The following is a 19,749-nucleotide window of genomic DNA, read 5'->3' on the forward strand; positions in this document are numbered from 1 at the left end:
TTGCGGCTAGCAACGTTGGAATCATCAATACGCCGAACCAACCGACATAAATCCGGTTTTCGGTGCTGGTGATCCAGTTGCAGAACCGTTCCCATACGTTGGCGCTTTCGCGTCTTTGTAAGGTTGTGGTCATTGTTTTATGATTGCGGTAACTTTTGCTTAATGAATTATGCGTACTTGTGTTTTAGCACGTATTGATAAACTTAACATCTATTTACGTTAAGTATAATCTTTATTATTTATGTATTTATTTAAAAGTAATTACATTTACTTATATAAATTAGAAGTCAAGAGTAGGCATTATCCACTCTCAGTAGACCGAAAAGTTTGGCGATCGCTAAAAAATAGTAGTCTGTGATACCGTTTTTGGAGAAAAGTGCAAAAGCTGAAAGACTTTGATAAATGATAAGTTTAGCTTATCGAGATCCTCCAAAAACCAACCAGCCAACATCAGCCGGACGGTAAATAAACTTCGCAGGCTACCCCATAGTTGCGGTCTACTGCTTGGCGTAAAAATTCAAGCATCTGTTTGAGAGTAAGTAAGTGAGAAAAAACTTGTCTAGTACTTCTTTTTAAACGACTGAGATAATGCCATACTAGATAAATCCAAATATTAATAATTAAAAAAGCTAAACCAACAAATAGAAGCCGAATAATGGGATTTTTAATAGTAGTTTTAATCCGGCATTGATTTTTCATCCGATAACTGCTTTCAATTCCGAAACGAAGACGATAGTCATCATGTATTGAATGTAATGACAGTTTAACTTTATAAACAGCATAAACAAAAAATTCCCGCCCATGCTCTCGTCTTTTACCATTTTTATATGTGCAAACTATCCACACACTAAAAGTTACTGAACCATATTTATCGCTGTTTAAAGTGTAACTGGTTTTGTAACTCCGCCTACCTCTAATTAATTGTTTAGTTCCACCATGTTTGCCTCGGATAATAGCTGGCATTTCAAATGGAATATCGCGCATCTTGCAACCATCTGATAACAGGTACGCAGAAGAACTCCCTATCTAAATATAATCGTTCAATTCTCAGGTTTAAAGGCTCAATTATTGCTAAAAGGTACGTGATAATTGCAACCAAAGTATTCTGTTGTTGAACAGCTTTAACGGCTAAAGTTACTCTTTTATGTTTTTTAATGACATAGATAGTAGCATAAGCATAGAATGAACTTGTACCATTTTTCGCTTGACTTCTATAAATATATGGTGCTTCTAATGGTGATGGCTCACCATAATATGGAATGCGCGTTAAAGTCGATGGCAATTTTCTGTTGCCCTTGTCGTATACCTGTTGGCAAGCGGCTTTGGAGTGCTTTATTTAAAGCATCCTCCAATAAAGTCAGGTCTGAATATTTCTCCAAATGGTAACGAATATCATTACTGGTCGGAATATTTTTTAGAACTTTAGTAGTATTTTCAATACTATCTTTTTGAGTGGCAGCCCGTATTAAAATTTCAAAAATATTCCTTTGTTCACACTTACCTTGAGTCTGAAGCGGAATGTTTTCTGTTAAACAGTTAACTACTTCGTTCAAAGTTTTATTGTCAGTTAAAGCTGGAGTAGTAGTTGCAGTCATAGTCAAACCAGATATCCCTCTAGGTCGATTCTCCCGCAACTCTTTGACAAAATTCTCTGCAATCACAGCATAATCATATTCTGGTGTGAGATTTGCTCTTACACTTGGCTGATTCATTAACTTTACTTATGTTACAGAGCCAACTCAGCGATTTAACACTGACATTTAAAATTACTAATTTTCAACAAAAATCTACTTATACAGGTATTCATCACGGAGCGATCGCCAAACTTTTCGGTCTACTGACTCTTGTTAACCCTCGTAAGCAGGGGTTAAAAATCGAAGTAGATGTGTGGTACTCCTTCAGGAGCCAATAGCCAAACAGCGTAGAGGCATATTGGCACAAAGATAAGCTTAACGGGCCAGTTGAAATCTAACTTCAGCTTGCCTTTTAAAGCATATACTATGCCCATTAAGGTAGCTAAAATTACCAGTAAACAAGTGAGTTGGTATTGGCTCATATTTAAGGCTTCCACATAGACCTTTTGAGCAAACTGTTCATCGGCAGAATGACCCCAAAGGCGCTGAATGACTAAAGAAGAATCTTGGAGGTTGGGTAGACGGAACCAGATCCAAGAGGTAAAAACCATCAATTGGGTTAACAGCCAAGCTACAACTACACCTAAAGGATTTTGCCAAAAATGTTCTAGATGCTCATAGCGATCGCTCATAGCATCTGTCAGTCGATGAACCGCTAAGGCTAACCCATGGAATATACCCCAAACTACAAAACCCCAGGCAGATCCGTGCCAAATACCAGCGACTAGCATCACAATAAACAAATTCCAGCAGGTTCGAGTCAAGCCTTGACGAGAACCACCCAAAGGAAAGTAAAGATAGTTACGTAACCAATCTCCTAGAGTCATGTGCCAGCGTCGCCAAAACTCTGCAATACTGGTGCTGAAGTAAGGAAAGTCAAAATTTTCAGGTAATACCAAGCCGAATAGTAAAGCACTACCACGGGCCATGTCTACATAACTACTGAAGTCCAAATATAACTGTAAACCGTAAGCAAATGTAGCTAGCCAGAGATCGCCACTACCCGCACGTTGTAAGTTACCAAAACATAAATCGACAAAAATTCCTAAATTATCTGCCAAAATACATTTTTTGAATGCGCCCTTAGAAATTAACCAGAATGCTTCTACCAGGCGATCGGATGTAGGCAATTCCAATGTATTGAATTGAGTTGCTAGGTTGTGATAACGAGTAATTGGACCTGAAATCAGTTTGGCAAAGAATAATTTGTACGTGGCAAATTTGAGAAACTTTTCAGTAGCAGGGGCACCACGATATACATCTACAAGATAAGCGATACATTCAAATGTAAAAAATGAAATTCCCAAAGGTGCAATCGATTTAAAAGAGGCATTTGATGAATGTATTTGTATATCAAAAAACAACTTTAATAAAGCTGGCAGATACTTAAATCCGAGTAGCAGTAGAACATTTAAAATCACACCCAGCCATAACAACTTCAGACGGCGACGATTCCAATCAGCTTGAGCGTATTGCCATTCTTCATTAGAAATTTGCCAGTCATGAGTATGTTTTCCTGGCGAGGTATTTTTCCCGATCTCCCGCCCTAGACGAAAGTTAATAAAAGTCAGCGCTAATAGTAATGGTATGTACTGGATATGCAAAGATGCATAGAAAACAAGGCTAGCAATCAGCAAAGTCCATAGCCGCAATTTTTGATTAGCTAAAGACCAGTAAATTCCTAACACACTCAGTAAGAATAATCCGTAGAAAATTGATGTAAATTTCATTGTTTAGTTAATAATCATTAGTCATGAGTGAGTGGTCAGTGGAAAATAATAAACAACTGACAACTAATAAAAAGCTCAGCGCTTATTTTGCAGACCACGGAATCATTGGGTCATTAGCTAACTTCTTCGAGACTTCAAAGGCTCCAAAGCGATTGAGATGGCTGGGGTCAGAAAAGTAGTCATTTACTTTTGGCCACAGTTCGCTTAAATCCCGATAAATAAAGTTAGGATTATTCGCTAAACGTAACATATATTTTTGAAATTCTTGCTCATATTTTTTGCGTACTGGGTCTAAATACTCTGTAGTGAGAGGCATGTTGACAAATACTAGAGAAATTTTCTGAGACTGGGTAAATTGCAACATTTCTTGGAAGGCAGCATCTTGCTCACCTTCTACCTGAAAAGATTTATAGTCGTTGTCGTAATTTCCAGTAACTCTAGGGTGTTTTTGATAGTATCTAGCAGGATTAAAGCGCACAGATAAAGGTAGAAAGCCATCAAAATCTACTGATTGTTGTCCAGCGTCTTCATCGGAATTATCGGTTATGGATTGTGTTGACGATGCAATAGTTTCAGTTCTTTCGTTAACAAAAGGCAAAGATATCAACTGTTTGTGCAATAAAGCCTTAACTTGGTCGCGTTTTTCGTAGCTAGAAGAAACACTAGCTAATGCCTGATTTAACCACTGATTTACTGCTTCATAGCTGCTAATTTCTGGCTTTTCATTTTGCATATTTTGCTTTTCAGTCGAATTAGCAGGATTTTTGAGCGGGCGATCGTTACTTGCGATCGCTTGTGTTTTCTGCAACGCTTGCTTATAACCATTGGAAGCAGCGATCGCTTTAAATGTTACATCCTCACGCCCGCTGTTAAAGGCACGGGAACCATCTGCCCATACAATTAGCTTCGGTAGTTCCGATGGCTCTAGAACCTGGCGAATTAGCAAGTCTACAACTTGTACTGTGGCACCATTGATCCCAAAGTTAAATACGTCAATATTGGGATAACCTTGATTTGACAAAGCTTTAGAAAGTGCTACTGGATCGACTCCCCTCAAAGCACGGGAGGAACCAATAATCAAAACATCTGGAGCATGACCATTTGTAGCTAGTCGCTGTCTATATAACGCCAACTGCTCATCTAACTGCCTGACATTGAAACTTGGCATCTGCGATCGCGCTGCTAACAGAATAGCGACGGCAGCGGCTTTTTGTTTCAGTGGTGCGGCTGTCAAACTCCTAGGTTTGTCATCGCCTTCGGTAAATCCCGAAGCATTAAATACACTACCTTTACTCCGAGAAGATTTGGTGCTGGTAGTGGTGCTACTAAAAAATGCTGTTCTCTGACTCTGGTTATCCTTAGATTGCTTTTGATCGGTAGACGATGGAGGTAAAACACTAACCACTGGTGACGATTTAGGCGTGATGCGAGCAATAAATCGACCCAAGAACCAATCAGTTTGGAGAGCGATTAATAAACCCAGCGTTCCCCAAACTACAGCGATCTTAACTCCTTGATTATCGTAGTCTGGCGTTGCTGGCTGGTCAGCTTCCGTAAATACCTGTGTTGCTAATAGCCACTTTTTCACAGTGGTAGTTGCAGTTGTCGCCCAATCCCGCGCTACTTCTGTAACAAAGCTGTGAACTTCTTCTGTGGTTAAATCGGGGCGAAGAATCGGTTCGCTAGCCTCATTAGTTAACAGGTCGCTAACGTATTCGGAAGTAGCAGCAAATTCTGGGGTAGCTTCTGGAACTAAACGTTGGCGGAGTTCCCAATCTAAACCATGATGCCAAGCAGGTTCTTTGTTACCAGCACGGCGACCGTAGACACGTACCCCGGTAATGCCAGGTAGTTTTAACAAGCGCAAAAATTGCGTGACTTTGCTGGCTACTTGTTTGCGGACTGGACAAATAGGCGCATCACACATAATGTGCAATAAATCATTTTTGCGAAGCAGAAGTACGCGGATACCACCTGTTTTCAACCGCCTATCCAAGTCAGGATTGAGTAAGCGTTCTAGTAAAAAAACGATCGCTGGTTGGTCGCCAGCAGTCGCCAACTCTAAGGCTGGGGTAGCCAGGGCAGGATACTGTGACGCAGGTAAAGAAAGCCAGTCAATCCACGCTGGTTCCTGGTCATTTGTTGTTTGTCCGTAAATGGTGGCGGCAAGAATCCCTTGGGGAGCGATCGCTTCTAGTTGCGGTAAAATCGCCTCTAAGCACTGTGTCTTATCTGGGGCTGGGGTAACTTCTGAAGGGGCAACAGCTGCGGTGCAAAATATATGTAGGGTTGATTCTTTGAGAGAAGCTTGTACGGTTACTTTTAACTCAGACAATACCTCAGTTAACAGAAGCGCGATCGCTTGGACATCTCCCCAACGCGCCCATTCTTTGAGCATCACCTTTGGGGGTGTCAAATCTACCTTGAGGAGCCAATCTGGTGCTATTTCACCACTGACTTGGGAAGCAATTACTGCATCTTTGTAACCAGCAAGTTTTAAATGCCGCAATTGCTGAGCGATTGGTTCTGCTAGTAATGAAGGATCGGGACTATAAGCGGTCTGGCAAAATATCCATAGACGATTTACCACAGCTTGAGTGCCGTCTTTTGGCTGATGCTGCTTGACTTTTACCTGTACCGCCACGCCCAACGTGCTAAGAGTTTCGCTGAGATAGCGAGCAATGGCATTAGGATCGCCTCGACGTGCCAAACTCTCGTTGGAGATGATTAGCGCCCCACCCACTTGTCGGGACTTTTCCGAGTCTTCTAGGGCTTGCTGTACCTGTTCTAAGTGTCGTTCCAGTTGATTTAAATAAACCCGATGACACCATTGGGGGCGATGTTCCCCTTTCTTCCGTCCGTAGACAAATACTTGGTATATTGAGGGTTGTTCGCTACTTGTTAAAACATCCAAGTCTGTTTGCTGTAGTGCACGAAGCAAGTCAGACAGAGTGCGCCAGCGTTGAGGGCACTCTGTACCTTCACAAAGAATGTGTAGGTCATTTCCCCGCAACCGGACTTTCACCCCAAAAGAGTTGATTCCTGTTGCTTGACTTACCCATTGCACTAGGGATTGCTGGCTGTCTAGTAATACTGTTTTCATGGGCAGTGAACTTTACAGGAAGCGAGTATGGGGGGGTATTGCCTGCACTTGTAAACTAGAACCATAGGTTTATCATACTTTGCTGTTTTTTTTTAACACTTTTGTTACCTTATAAGCTTGCAAAATGGGCCAAGATAGTCTTGTACGGTTGCAAGTTGCACAGATGTTGAATTTTGCGTTTCATTTTACTCTGCCAATAACTCACAAATAGCAATGCCTCCTACTACCCAACAGTCTTCCCATAATCCTGAATTAAATCTGGTTCTGTTTAGCATTCCCCAATCTCTCCTCTTACAAATAAGTACAGGCTCTATACTACTGCTGCTCATCACCGGAAAGGCCACAGTAAAAGCCCTAGAATCTATAGGACAAGCTAGTGAAGAATTGTTTCGAGGCGATCGCCTACCCATTCTCCCCTTCCCCGATGACAGTGAATCTCCACATTAAAGTTAAAAAATATATTTAAACCTAATAATGCTCGGGGCAAGACCGCGAGCATAAGTTGCCAAGACTAAGAACTGTCAACAGTAATCGGCTTTACAAAAGCAGAAAATATGAGTTCCCTTTTATACTCTTTGTCTCAAGCTGCGAATTTCTATCCCGCATCGGAATTATTTTTACGTCATCGTCTCCAGGTAGTGGAGGAATTGTGGGAGTCAGTCCTCCGGCAAGAATGCGGTCAAAATATGGTGGATTTATTGCGGCAGTTGCGCGATTTGTGTTCGCCAGAAGGACAAGCCACAAACGATCAAGCCGATTCTGCCGTCAAGTTGATTGAACAACTGAACATCAACGAAGCAATTCGAGCAGCTCGTGCCTTCGCTCTGTATTTTCAGCTGATTAACATCATAGAGCAGGAATTTGAACAACGGCAGCAATTAGCTCGCTATTCGGAAGTAGAAACAGAACTGGTACATCAGGAAACTCACACAAATACAACATATTCCTCAAATCAAAAAGAAGATGATGCAATTGTTCACAGAGGAATAGAAACAGAATGGCTGGCAACAAGTTGGGTTGCCAAAGGGCCAGGAAAACAAAAAGGTACTTTTTCTACTTTGTTTCCCCTTTTATTCAGACTAAATGTACCACCCCAGCAAATTCAACGCCTGATTTCACAATTGGATGTCCGTTTGGTGTTCACAGCGCACCCAACGGAAATTGTCCGTCATACGATTCGAGATAAACAGCGGCAGGTAGTCAACCTCTTACAAAAGCTAGATGCAGTGGAAAATCGCTCTGATAGCACAGTCGGAGGATATCCTTGGGAATCAGCAGAGTTACGGGAAAAATTGCTCGAAGAAATTCGCTTGTGGTGGCGTACAGATGAACTCCATCAGTTCAAACCTACGGTACTGGATGAAGTAGATTATGCCCTACACTACTTTCAAGAAGTGTTATTTGATGGTATTCCCCAATTATATAAACGCTTAAAATATGCTTTAGGTCAAACCTTTGCTTGGTTAGAGCCACCGAGTAAAAACTTCTGTTCTTTCGGTTCTTGGGTAGGTTCAGATAGAGATGGCAACCCTTCAGTTACACCAGAAACTACCTGGAAGACAGCTTGCTATCAACGCAAAATGGTGCTGCAAAGATATATCCAGTCAGTGAAGCAACTGATTGAATTATTGAGTGTATCAATGCACTGGAGCGATGTCTTACCTGACTTATTGGAATCTCTAGAGTTAGATCAATCCCATTTAAGTGAAGTATACGACGCATTGGCGCTGCGTTATCGGCAAGAACCATATCGGCTGAAATTATCTTACGTGCTGAGGCGATTGGAAAATACACGCGATCGCAATCTCGCCTTGTATAACCGAGAAACGCCAAAAAACGAAGACTTACCCATGTACCGTTCGGGGGCAGAGTTTTTAGCAGAACTGCGATTAATTTACCGGAACTTAACTGAAACTGGTTTAAGCTGTCGGGAGTTAGAAAATCTCATCGCTCAAGTAGAAATTTTTGACTTTAACCTGACACAGTTGGATATCCGCCAGGAATCATCCCGGCACTCTGATGCCTTAAATGAGATTCTCGAATACCTGCAAGTCTTACCCCAATCCTATGACGAATTATCTGAAGAACAAAGAGTCGCTTGGCTCACAGGGGAACTGCAAACTCGCCGACCGTTAATTCCAGCGGAACTGCCATTTTCTGAAAAAACCAACGATGTGATTGAAACCTTCCGCATCCTGCGATCGCTGCAACAAGAGTTTGGTGTCAACATCTGCCAAACTTATATCATTAGTATGTGCCGCCAAGTCAGCGATGTGCTGGAAGTGCTACTGTTAGCCAAAGAAGCCAGACTGTTCGACCCCGCCGTTGCTGTTGGAACTATTCAAGTCGTTCCCCTATTTGAGACAGTAGAAGACTTGCAACGTTCCAGAAGCGTCATGCGCCAACTGTTTGAACTCCCTCTGTATCGCGCTTTATTAGCTGGCGGGTACGCAGCAGACATGGGGATGCGAGGACAAGAGGGACAAGACAGGATTTCTCCCTCATCTCCCCTCACCCTTAACTTGCAAGAAGTCATGCTGGGGTATTCTGACAGCAACAAAGATTCTGGTTTCTTAAGCAGTAACTGGGAAATTCATAAAGCTCAAAAATCACTTCAGAAAATTGCCGAAGAGTATGGCGTGAATTTACGGATCTTTCACGGACGTGGCGGTTCTGTGGGACGTGGTGGCGGCCCAGCTTATGAAGCGATTTTAGCTCAACCAGGTCACAGCATTAATGGGCGGATTAAAATTACCGAACAAGGGGAAGTTTTAGCTTCTAAATACTCGTTGCTGGACTTGGCTTTGTACAACTTGGAAACCATCACCACTGCTGTCATTCAAGCTAGCCTCTTGCGGACTGGGTTTGATGATATCGAACCGTGGAATGAGATAATGGAAGAATTAGCAGCGCGATCGCGTCAACATTATCGCAATCTCATCTACGAACAACCAGATTTTATTGACTTTTTCCACCAAGTTACTCCCATTGAGGAAATTAGCCAACTACAAATTAGTTCTCGTCCAGCGCGACGGCCATCTGGTAAAAAAGATTTAAGCAGTCTGCGAGCCATTCCTTGGGTATTTAGCTGGACACAAACTCGGTTTTTGCTGCCTTCTTGGTACGGTATTGGTACAGCTTTGCAAGAATTCTTGAATGAAGAACCAGAAGAACACCTGAAATTATTCAGCTACTTTTATCTCAAATGGCCTTTCTTCAAAATGGTGATTTCCAAAGCAGAAATGACTTTGGCAAAAGTAGATATCCAAATGGCACACCATTACGTTCAAGAATTGTCGAATCCCGAAGACAAAGCTCGATTTGAGAAAGTTTTTGAGCAAATTGCCAATGAATTCTATCTCACCAGAGATTTAGTGTTAAAAATCACTGGTCACAATCGACTCTTGGATGGCGATCCTATATTGCAACGTTCAGTACAGTTACGCAATGGTACAATTGTACCTCTAGGATTCATACAGGTTTCTCTACTCAAGCGCCTCCGTCAATCCCGAAATCCTAATGCGACCAGTGGCGTAATTCATTCTCGTTACAGCAAAGGTGAGTTACTGCGAGGAGCATTATTAACTATTAACGGTATTGCTGCGGGTATGAGAAATACGGGTTGAAAAATCAGTAGTCAGTGGTTAGCGATCGGTGGTAAAACACATACAACTGCCAACTGACTAATGACTAATGACTAAAAACCGAATTTTAATTTGCACCTTTTCAGCGCTGTTATCAGGATTTTTTGGTGGTTACATCGGTGGACAAATCACCTCAATGCTACATAGTCAGAAGTGTCAAAACCAGCCTTGGGGCTTGAAGGAGATGTGTAACGCTTGGGTAACACCAGGGGCAATGTGGCAAGGTAGCACAACAGGAATATGGACAGGTACAGTCTTAGGGGCATTCGTTGGTGGTTTAGTAACACGCCAACCTCGTTATTAGAGTTAGGAGTACAGACGCGATTAATCGCGTCTGTACAGAAGTTAGGAGTTAAGAGTTATTCTTGTCCCCGTGTCTCCTTGTTCCCGCGTCCTCTTCCCCTGTGTCTATTGTCTCTCTAACTATCTGTGGTTGCAGTCCGTGATTGCAAGTTACTCAGGGGTTTCCAAGATTTAGAACTGGTATCAAAACAGTGCCAAGTTCCATCTTTGTGTTCTTGATAACAAAACAGAGTGCGATCGCAACCATTAAAATTGTCAGTTAAATAATATACAATTCCTCGAAAAGGAAAAGTCTTGCGACTCAGACGTTTTGCTACTGCTTGATTTGGACATTCAACAATAAATATCGATTGTCCATTCAGGTGAGCTAATGAGAAGATGCACATTCGCAAAATCGCCCTGAGCCAACTTTCAGATTGATCGAAGTAATCATTGATGATTTTGTTGGTCAGTGCTTTTTCGAGGGTACGGTCTTTGTCGTGAGGAGTTTGGTCGCCAGACATAGTTTCGCCTTCTGCTACACCGATGGTTCGAGGTTAATCCAAAATCCTGACAACTGACAAGTGTATACGCACGTTATATGTAAAAATTATTTATACTTATTGCACCGTCTAGTTGAATTCACGCAATTTTGACAGACCTTGAAAATAGCGAGTAGAGAGTCAAAAACTCTTCCTTCGTCTTCCTTATCCTTTTATTTCCTAGTCCCCAGATCCGTTAACTTCACTCAAAGTTTGCAGCTGCATGTACAGCAGTTGCGATCGCATTTTTAATGGCAATATCCTTTTGAGATAACATAATTTCTTCTGCAACGCTGCGTTGAGCAACTACACCGCAAACAGCAGCGGCAGCAAATTGATACACTCCTGCCATTTTAAAGAGTGTGCCACATTCCATTTCGTAGTTCAAGACATTCAACCGCTGATATTCTTCTGTGATGCCATGCAGCGATCGCATTAAATTCGGATTTGCTGAATCAGTACGTTCTTGTCCTTCATAAAAAGTATCCACCGATGCCGTAATCCCTATGTAATGCTCAACCTGTAGTTCTCGTGCTGCTTGTACTAAAGCAACTGTGAGAAATGGATCGGCTGCGGCTGGATACTCCACGGGTGCAATGTCATTTGCTGCACCTTGGCGACACAAGGCTGCATTGCTAATGACAATACTACCAACTGGTACATACGGTTGAATTGAACCGCAAGTCCCAATACGAATAATTTGCTGGATTCCAACTTGTACCAACTCATTGACCACAATACTCAATGAGGGCGCACCCATACCACTGGTAGCTGATAATATGGGGCGACCGTTGAGTAAGTATCCCATATAGCTATTGAGTCCGCGATTTTCTGATAACAAACGCACATCCTGCAAATGAGTTTGAGCAATTAAACGCGAACGTTCGGGATCGCCGGATAATAAAGCTATCTTGGGAGGTGAAGAACCCAAATCATCTTGCCCAAAGCCAATGTGATAAAAGCGTTTATCGGTCATTCAATTTTGGATTGCTTTACTGAACTTAGGTGACTTATAAACTGCCATCAACGCCTGCAATGCAGAATATTTGACTTTGATAAATTAATCTATCGCTAACTTGACCAGTCATTTTTTATTCTTAGAATCTCTTAACTAGACTTGTATTATACTTGTAGTATATAATATTGTTACCGCTTAGGCGGTGACTATCTGTCGCTTGAACAAAAGGAAATTTTATGATTCCCCGAGAACGCGTCCGCAATATTGGTATTTCTGCTCACATCGACTCTGGTAAAACTACGCTATCAGAGCGAATTCTCTTCTACACAGGCAGAATCCACGCTATTGAGGAAGTGCGGGGAGGCGGCAAGGGTGCAACCATGGATTTCATGCCAGAGGAAAAACTACATGGGATCACCATTACTTCCGCAGCTACGACCTGTCAGTGGCTTAATACCCAAATCAATCTAATTGACACGCCGGGACACGTAGATTTCACGATTGAAGTAGAACGTGCGTTGCGGGTACTGGATGGGGCAGTCATGGTGCTGTGTGCCGTAGCGGGCGTGCAGTCTCAGTCCATCACCGTAGATCGCCAGATGAAGCGCTACCGCGTGCCGCGTTTGGCATTCATCAACAAGATGGATCGCATGGGTGCAAATCCATTTCGTGTAGTACAGGCAATGCGCGATCGCTTGCAACTAAATGCTGTGTTACTCCAGTATCCCATCGGCAGTGAAGACCAATTCCAAGGTGTAATTGACCTAGTGGAAATGACAGCTCGCTATTTTGAGGGCGATAACGGCGAGAATGTCGTGAAAAAGTCAATTCCCAAGGCTCTGGAGTATGAGGCACAACAGGCACGAGACAAGCTGCTAGATACTTTGTCACTGTTCTCGGAACCGATGACCGAGATGTTGCTAGAAGGTGAAGAAATTCCCTCAGCACTAATTTGGCAAACCATCCGCCAAGCAACTTTGACCTTGGAACTCACGCCTGTACTGCTAGGTTCGGCATTCAAAAACAAAGGAGTGCAGAACTTATTGGATGCGATCACTCTTTATTTACCATCTCCGGTAGATAGGGAAGTAGTCAAAACCGCAGAGTTTGTGAGTCTTTACCCCAACCCCGAAGATCCATTGGTGGCTTTGGCATTTAAACTCACTGTCGAGTCCTTCGGACAATTGACCTACACTCGTATTTACTCAGGGACTTTGAAGGCGGGCGATACCGTCTACAACTCCCGTACAGGACAACGGGTGCAAATCGGGCGATTGGTAAGAATGCACGCCAATAAGCGGGAAGAGTTGAAAGTGGCTGTGGCTGGGGATATTGTCGCTTTGTTGGGTGTTGATTGTGCTTCTGGTGATACCTTGTGTTCTGCCGAACCATTCGTTTCCTTAGAAGGAATGTTTGTGCCGGAACCAGTGATTACCTTGGCAATTACACCTAAGAAACAGGAAGATAGCGATCGCCTTTCCAAGGCACTCCACCGCTTCCAACGAGAAGACCCGACTTTCCGAGTCAGCATCGACCCCGAATCCGGGGTAACTTTGATTTCTGGCATGGGCGAACTCCACCTGGAAATCTACATAGAACGTATCCAACGGGAATATAACGCTGAGGTTTACGTCGGTACTCCCGCCGTAGCTTATCGAGAAACCATTGGACAACGAGCAACCTTTGACTACCGACTCAAGAAACAGTCAGGCGGCCCTGGTCAATACGCCCATGTCTCTGGGTGGATTGAACCTACAGATGAGTCGTTTGTCTTTGAAAACCGAGTCGTTGGGGGTGCGATTCCTAAAGAGTACATCCCTGCGTGCGAGAAAGGTTTCCGTGAAACTATGCAATCAGGAGTGCTAGAAGGTTATCCCGTAACCGGGGTGAAAGTCGTTTTAGAGGGAGGTTCCTACCACCCAATTGACTCTTCAGAAATGGCATTCCGGTCGGGTTCACATCAAGCGCTTGAAGGTGCGATCGCCAAAGCCAAACCCTATATCCTCGAACCCATCATGCTTGTAGAAGTGGAAACACCCAATGAGTTCATGGGAAGAGTTCAAGGCGACTTGTCCTCTCGTCGGGGCTTGCTACTGGGTTCCGAGACTATGCAGGGATACACAGTGATTCGTGCTGAAGTCCCGCTAGTGAAAATGTTCGGCTATTCTACAGACTTGCGATCGCTCACCTCTGGTATGGCAACCTTCACAATGGAGTTTGCCTGCTATAGACAAGTCCTGACAGTCAAATAGTAAGGCAGGGGGTGAGTCAGTACTATTTTCTGACTCACCCCCTGCCTCTGCTACCCTCCTGGGATATGCGTATAAAGTCCCTGACCTTGGGTATCGTAAATGAATAAGGGCAGATTGGCGTTATCACTAATGATTGCTAAGGCATCCTGTAAAATTTGCCAGTGATTTGTAGCACCAATAGCAGGACTGGAATTTTGAGGATTGGCATTAAACAAGCTACTTTGCATTACTTGTTCGTATTCAGAGCTAAGCCAGACGGTAATTCCTTTGTCGTTGATGGTAAAGGTGCAAATCCGAATTTCACTCGTACAAGTTTTGTTGAGGTCAGTGCGGGTTTGTTGCCAACTACTATCAATTTGGAGTTTTTCTTGTGCTTGCTGGAGGGCAGCTGAGTAGGGTGCAGTTAGACTCTGAGCCTGATTGTAGTAAGTGCTATCTTGGGAAATCTGTTTAGCGGTCTGCAAAGCTTGAGTCCAGTATATTACTGCTGCCTGCCATTGGTTTTGTTGCTCATAGACTTTGGCTTGTTTGGCTGTGGTCAGGGCTTGTTGATAGCTTTTAGCAGCCAATTGTTCTTTAGTAGCGCGATCGCGTGCTGTTGCCAGTTTGGGTTTATAGTTCAATAACAGCTTTTGTGCTTCTTGGGATGCTGGGCTAGTTTGGGGAATAACAATCAAAGCATTAACGGCGATTTGCCAAGTAGACTGAACTTTTCGCCAGTCACTTAAGGATTTAGCACTAGCTTCCCGCTGGGTGGCTACACTAGCTACAGCTTTTGCCGCTGTCAATTTTTTCAGCCATCTTTCTTGTGCGAGCAATTGTTGATTTACAGTTTGTAAACTCACACGATATTTGATTAACCTCGGCTGTACAAATCCATAGAGTTCGCTATTAGGATCGATCGCCTCTAATGGTGCGATCGCCTGCCGCCATAAATGTTGTCTAGCTTGTAATTCCTCTAGACTATTGGCGCGTGTTTGAGTTTTTTGCGTTGCTGTCGCTGCCACATGCAAAGCTTTTACCACCTGGCTAATTTTTTCCGACTGTCCAAACAAGCTAATTTTTAGTTCTTCTGCTTGTTGATAATGGGGTGACCAACCAGGAATTGTTATCAAATCGGCACTAGTTACCTCTAGTTGCTTTTGTACTGTTACTAATTCATTTTCTGACTTAGCACGACTTATCCGTTGCCTGGATTCAGTTTTGAGTTTCTCGGCAGCTTGTATCTCTTTGCACTCAAACATCACACAAGGACGAGTTAGCAAGTAAGCTCCGCTACCGAACACCAAAATTCCTACCAAAGCTGCACCCAGTAGGATAGGTTGGACTTGGCGACGTTTTGTCTGATTAGTCAACAAATTTGGCGTATCTGCCAAAGGATCGAACGGATCTTCTAGTTCCTCTTCCTGATTTTCATCAGTATATGGAAAGTCTTGAGGAGGAAATAAAAGAGATGAGGAAGACGAAGGAGATGAGATCGATGAAGAAGAGGAGAATGAGGAAAATGAAGAGAACATTGCTTCCCCTGCTTCCCTACTTCCCTGTTCTTCCACTCCCCTGTTCCCTTGCTTCATAGTTAGAGAACGTTTACTGTAAGGGAGTTTGTCACCAGAAACCCTGAGAAAACATTGTACTTGTTGCTCCCTATAGGTTGGTAGCGACTGGAGTACTTCCTCAAGGACTGCAAAAATTTGTTGGGTGTCAACAGTTACACCTACTGGATGTTGAGTTAAAATCATTAACTCGTCTTTGTTGACAGCACACTTAATTTGGAAGACTTCACCAGATGGGACTTGTGCAAGAAATTGTTCCTGCAAAGTTCTGGCTAAAAGCTCTAAATCTTCTTGCTGGACTGCTACTTTCATAGACCGTTCCTGCTGGTCTTCTATATTGTTTTTTTTATTTTTGAGGAAATGAAATGAAGGACTTTCGTTTGTTGAAGACAGATGCACAGTTTAACCAACCATAGCCAGATAATCAAATAGACCAACTTTCTAACACAAATTCTCACTTTTAACCAAAAATAAAAAAATCGGTGATTATTCGTATCTTCATGTTTTTACACTGGTAGAACTAAATTCAAAAATCTGACTTCAAGTAGAAATTACAAATAAAAAATTGGGAATAATAAATTTTTTGAGTACTTTTATTGTGTGGTTGTGTCCTAGATTGGGGAATGGGGACTAGGAAAAAATTCCTTTAATTACTAATTTTTGATTTTTATTCTCCATGTCCCCTCAGCGCTTTGACATATATAGTGGTTTTGTTTTATGCTGACAGATTCACTGAGAAAATAAATCATGTCTAGCAGACACAGCCATAACAGTTTGATACCAGAGACTAATTTGCCTCATTTACAGAATTCGATAAAATTGATCGATCGGTGAACAATAATTTTCTATAGATGTCTCAAGTTTAATTTTGTAATTATGTGTTCTAGAAAACAAAAAACAGTACCAAAGAAACGCTAGAGAAGTGTAACAACAAGGTGCATATCAATGGATTTATTAGAGTACCAAGTTAAAGAATGGTTTAGGGAAATAGGTATTCCCGTATTGCCCTCCCAACGCATTGACCATCCTACAGATCTAAAGCGTTTAAAAATTCGCTATCCGATTGTACTGAAGTCTCAGGTACATGCTGGTGAAAGGGTGAAAGCTGGTGGAGTCAGAGTTGTAGAAACAACCATAGATGCGATCGCTGCCGCACAAACTATCTTCAATTTGCCAATTTGGGGCGAGTTACCAGAAGTTTTATTGGCAGAATCTAAGTATGATGGTCAGCAAGAAGTTTATTTAGCGGTAGTGTTAGATACTGCTGTTTGCCGACCAGTACTTTTAGGTTGCAAAGAAGCGGATATCGATTGGGAAACGGCAGGGGAAAGAATGCAGCATGTTGTAGTTAAACAGGAATTTTCTCCTTTTTACGCACGGCGACTGGCTTTAAAAATGGGTTTGCAAGGAACACTGATGCAGTCAGTCAGCAGCGTTTTGGAAAAGATGTACCAGTTATTCGTGCAAAAAGACCTGGACTTAGTGGAAGTTAATCCCCTGGCAATCAATGCTGCTGGTCAAGTTATGGCTCTCAATGGTAAAGTCAGCATTAACGAACGGGCTATGAATCGTCATCCAGATATTGCTGAGATGGCAGCCAAAATAGCTGACGGTCACAGTAGGCACAACGGTAATTTGCGCGACTGGAACGGTTTAGGAAAGCAGCGAAAAATTGGCATTTTGGGCAATGGCACTGGTTCGATTATGGCAACCTGCGATTTAGTCGTCAGCGCTGGTGGAAAGCCCGGTAATTGTCTGAACCTACGGCACGCTTTTGTTACCGATACCTCACCGACTACCTTCTGCGATCGCTTAGCAAAAGGTCTGAATATTCTAGCTGCTGATACAAGTACTCAAGTTATACTAATCAACCTCCTAGGTAGTATTCCTCAGGCAGAAGAACTAGCTGAAGTCATTGCTAAATTTGTACAAAACGACAATAGTGATAATGGCAGCAGAATCCGACAAGAATCTGCTTTTCCGCGCTTAGTTGTCCGTCTTGCCGGTTCTGATTTCAACGTTGCTAAAAATTTTTTAGCAACATTAAAAACTCAGGACGATACACTGATAATGGTCGAAGATTTAGATGAAGCGGTGGCACAAGCAGTTCGTATTGCCAAGTCAGGCGTTTACAATAAGGTTTGACTAGTGTAAGTAGATATACACTTACTTTCCATAAGTCATGGTTAGGGTATTCAAGAGTCAGACTGAAGTCAAAAAGTAAAAAGGTAAAAGAAAGATTCTTTCTTTTACCTTTTTACTTGCGTTTGGTGAAGGTACTCAAACTGCTGTTGCAAGTTTTGAAAATTTAGTAACAATTAAGTAATCAGACAATACAGTTCAGTGAGTAATGTCTATTCCTAGCAGGTTCTCCTCTTCTAACAAGGGCTAGAGGGTATCAAACCTTATCTGAGTTGTATTAAATCATAGTACACCGTATATTTGTAGTTTCTCTTGCCAGTGCTTTAAGTCACTGGGTTACCAAACTTACCATAATTTTTTATGAACTTAACGCCAGAGAGCAAAGTAATCATTCAGGGTTTCAGTGAATTCATCTCGGCAACTCATATTGCTCAAATGAAAGCTTATGGTACAAATTTGGTTGCTGCTGTCAATCCCGGATGTGGGGGACGGCAACTATACGATCTGTCAGTATTTGACTTGGTTGAAGAGGTCGTGGCACAATTTGGCACAATTGATACAACAATTATTTGTGTACATCCTTATCAAGTACTGGACGCAGCATTAGAAGCGATCGCGTCTGGTATTCGTCAGATTATTATCATCTCTGCTGGCGTACCACCTTTGGATATGGTGCAATTACTTCGCAAAGCAGAGGCATGTGAAACCCTAGTAGTAGGGCCTAACAGTCCTGGAATTATCGTACCGGGGAAAATTCTCTTAGGCACTCAGCCAAACGAATTTTATACACCTGGTTCAGTGGGCATTGTCAGTCGCAGCAGTACCCTCACATATGAAGTTGCCCGTGAATTAACAAAAGCTGGTTTAGGGCAATCGATTAGTGTCAGTATAGGCAGTGATGCGATCGTTGGTTCATCATTTCTCCAATGGATGCAAATTCTTGATGAAGATGAGACGACAGAGGCTATAGTTCTAGTCGGTCAACCTGGTGGTGGTAGTGAAGAAGCAGCAGCGCGATATATTACTGAAGCAATTGATAAACCAGTAATCGCTTACATTGCAGGAAGCCAAGCACCACCAGGAAAAAATTGGCATCAAACTGGGACTTTAGCAACAGTTATAGGACGTACTCCTGACTTTGGCACTGCACAAAGCAAATTAGCAGCTTTCCAAGCAGCACATGTTTCTGTAGCTGAACGCCCTTCTCTAATTCCAGAATTGCTAAAAAAGGCAATTAGTTAACAATATATTAGGACCAGCCCTTTCAAGGTCTTGTAATTTCCCTCAAATTATCGAAAAAGATGATGTGTGGATCGCTGACCGAAATTTCTGCACTTTGAACTTTTTGAGTGGTAAGTAAGTCAGTGGAAAAATTTATAGGTATGTAACAAAGAGTTAAGCAGAAGAATAAGAGTTAAATCTTACACGTTGCGTACTGTAGTTTCCCTTTTCTCCTCTTGATTGAACTCCATCAATGACAGCACAGGCCGGCATTCAAAAAATTGAGCAAAAAGTATCAAACTATTATCTAGCCGATGAAATCAAGGGAACTTATCGTGGCATGATGATTGCAATTCTTCCAAAGGAATGGAAGGTTTTCGCGAACATAAATTTAATTGAATTGACCAATATCCTGCAATATTTAGCAACTCACGTCAATTTAATTATAGCTTAAGTTAAAAACTGAACTGAGTGGACTGAAAAATACTAATACCTGTATAAGTTAAAACCCTCCAGAACTAACTAGAGGGTCTTAATTTTGTATAATAAACCTGGCACAGAGCTATTGTGGCGGGAGGCAACCCTCCAACTATCGTGGCCGCAGCAGCGTTTCACCTCTGAGTTCGGGAAGGTATCAGCGTGGTTCCACCGCGCAATCAGCACCAGGAAAACTTGTTGGGTACAAAAC

At 42.5% G+C, this 19,749-nt stretch carries 15 protein-coding genes, 1 rRNA gene and 1 pseudogene; 8 read left to right on the forward strand and 9 right to left on the reverse strand.

What is annotated here, in order from left to right; all coding sequences use genetic code 11:
* The 3 genes and pseudogenes from RMY31_RS01765 to RMY31_RS01775 form a co-directional block, all read right to left on the reverse strand.
* Positions 1-133: pseudogene (locus RMY31_RS01765) on the reverse strand (photosystem II q(b) protein); the annotation flags it as partial.
* Between the two features lie 317 nt (positions 134-450).
* The gene (locus RMY31_RS01770; RefSeq protein ID WP_322666647.1) at positions 451-984 is read right to left on the reverse strand and encodes a transposase; all 534 of its coding nucleotides are present in this window, start codon (positions 982-984) and stop codon (positions 451-453) included.
* 260 nt (positions 985-1,244) lie between these two features.
* The gene (locus tag RMY31_RS01775; protein ID WP_322666645.1) at positions 1,245-1,712 is read right to left on the reverse strand and encodes a hypothetical protein; all 468 of its coding nucleotides are present in this window, start codon (positions 1,710-1,712) and stop codon (positions 1,245-1,247) included.
* An 11-nt stretch (positions 1,713-1,723) separates the two neighbouring features.
* Here RMY31_RS01775 and RMY31_RS01780 point away from each other — a divergent pair, with 11 nt between their 5' ends.
* Positions 1,724-1,912: a hypothetical protein gene (locus tag RMY31_RS01780; protein ID WP_409877092.1), complete on the forward strand. Its 189-nt coding sequence runs from the start codon at positions 1,724-1,726 to the stop codon at positions 1,910-1,912.
* On the opposite strand, the gene RMY31_RS01785 is transcribed toward RMY31_RS01780, so the two are convergent.
* Together RMY31_RS01785 and RMY31_RS01790 are read right to left on the reverse strand one after the other, a co-directional pair.
* Positions 1,868-3,364 (reverse strand): MBOAT family protein, encoded by a 1,497-nt coding sequence (locus RMY31_RS01785; RefSeq protein WP_322666643.1) that lies wholly within the window; start codon positions 3,362-3,364, stop codon positions 1,868-1,870. The two genes, RMY31_RS01780 and RMY31_RS01785, sit on opposite strands and share 45 nt — an antisense overlap.
* A gap of 82 nt (positions 3,365-3,446) precedes the next feature.
* Positions 3,447-6,467: a DUF1574 domain-containing protein gene (locus RMY31_RS01790; protein ID WP_322666641.1), complete on the reverse strand. Its 3,021-nt coding sequence runs from the start codon at positions 6,465-6,467 to the stop codon at positions 3,447-3,449.
* Positions 6,468-6,680: 213 nt separating this feature from the next.
* On the opposite strand from RMY31_RS01790, the gene RMY31_RS01795 reads away from it, so the two are divergent.
* From RMY31_RS01795 to RMY31_RS01805, 3 genes are all read left to right on the forward strand, one after another.
* Complete coding sequence (locus RMY31_RS01795; protein ID WP_322666639.1) at positions 6,681-6,914, forward strand: hypothetical protein; 234 nt, start codon at positions 6,681-6,683, stop codon at positions 6,912-6,914.
* Positions 6,915-7,021: 107 nt separating this feature from the next.
* Positions 7,022-10,093 (forward strand): phosphoenolpyruvate carboxylase, encoded by a 3,072-nt coding sequence (gene ppc, locus RMY31_RS01800; protein ID WP_322666637.1) that lies wholly within the window; start codon positions 7,022-7,024, stop codon positions 10,091-10,093.
* 67 nt (positions 10,094-10,160) lie between these two features.
* Positions 10,161-10,415, forward strand: coding sequence for a hypothetical protein (locus RMY31_RS01805; protein WP_322666635.1), 255 nt, complete (start codon positions 10,161-10,163; stop codon positions 10,413-10,415).
* Positions 10,416-10,530: 115 nt separating this feature from the next.
* Here RMY31_RS01805 and RMY31_RS01810 read toward each other — a convergent pair whose 3' ends face one another.
* Positions 10,531-10,917 carry a hypothetical protein gene (locus RMY31_RS01810; protein ID WP_322666633.1) on the reverse strand — a complete coding sequence of 129 codons (387 nt, stop codon included), beginning with the start codon at positions 10,915-10,917 and terminating at the stop codon, positions 10,531-10,533.
* 220 nt (positions 10,918-11,137) lie between these two features.
* On the reverse strand, positions 11,138-11,911 hold the full coding sequence (locus RMY31_RS01815; protein WP_322666631.1) for a nucleoside phosphorylase: 774 nt from the start codon (positions 11,909-11,911) through the stop codon (positions 11,138-11,140).
* Between the two features lie 218 nt (positions 11,912-12,129).
* Here RMY31_RS01815 and fusA point away from each other — a divergent pair, with 218 nt between their 5' ends.
* Complete coding sequence (gene fusA, locus RMY31_RS01820; RefSeq protein WP_322666629.1) at positions 12,130-14,145, forward strand: elongation factor G; 2,016 nt, start codon at positions 12,130-12,132, stop codon at positions 14,143-14,145.
* A 50-nt stretch (positions 14,146-14,195) separates the two neighbouring features.
* On the opposite strand, the gene RMY31_RS01825 is transcribed toward fusA, so the two are convergent.
* Positions 14,196-16,010 carry a hypothetical protein gene (locus RMY31_RS01825; RefSeq protein ID WP_322666627.1) on the reverse strand — a complete coding sequence of 605 codons (1,815 nt, stop codon included), beginning with the start codon at positions 16,008-16,010 and terminating at the stop codon, positions 14,196-14,198.
* Between the two features lie 633 nt (positions 16,011-16,643).
* Here RMY31_RS01825 and RMY31_RS01830 point away from each other — a divergent pair.
* From RMY31_RS01830 to RMY31_RS01840, 3 genes are all read left to right on the forward strand, one after another.
* Positions 16,644-17,843, forward strand: coding sequence for a succinate--CoA ligase subunit beta (locus RMY31_RS01830; protein WP_322666625.1), 1,200 nt, complete (start codon positions 16,644-16,646; stop codon positions 17,841-17,843).
* Between the two features lie 357 nt (positions 17,844-18,200).
* On the forward strand, positions 18,201-19,082 hold the full coding sequence (locus RMY31_RS01835; RefSeq protein WP_322666623.1) for a succinate--CoA ligase subunit alpha: 882 nt from the start codon (positions 18,201-18,203) through the stop codon (positions 19,080-19,082).
* 232 nt (positions 19,083-19,314) lie between these two features.
* Entirely contained in the window at positions 19,315-19,515 is a 201-nt protein-coding gene (locus RMY31_RS01840) for a hypothetical protein (protein WP_322666621.1), read from the forward strand.
* Positions 19,516-19,610: 95 nt separating this feature from the next.
* Here RMY31_RS01840 and rrf read toward each other — a convergent pair.
* Positions 19,611-19,728, reverse strand: a 5S ribosomal RNA gene (gene rrf / locus RMY31_RS01845).
* Between the last annotated feature and the right edge of the window lie 21 nt (positions 19,729-19,749).

This window comes from Dendronalium sp. ChiSLP03b (genome assembly GCF_034531165.2).
Lineage (GTDB): Bacteria > Cyanobacteriota > Cyanobacteriia > Cyanobacteriales > Nostocaceae > Dendronalium > Dendronalium minutum.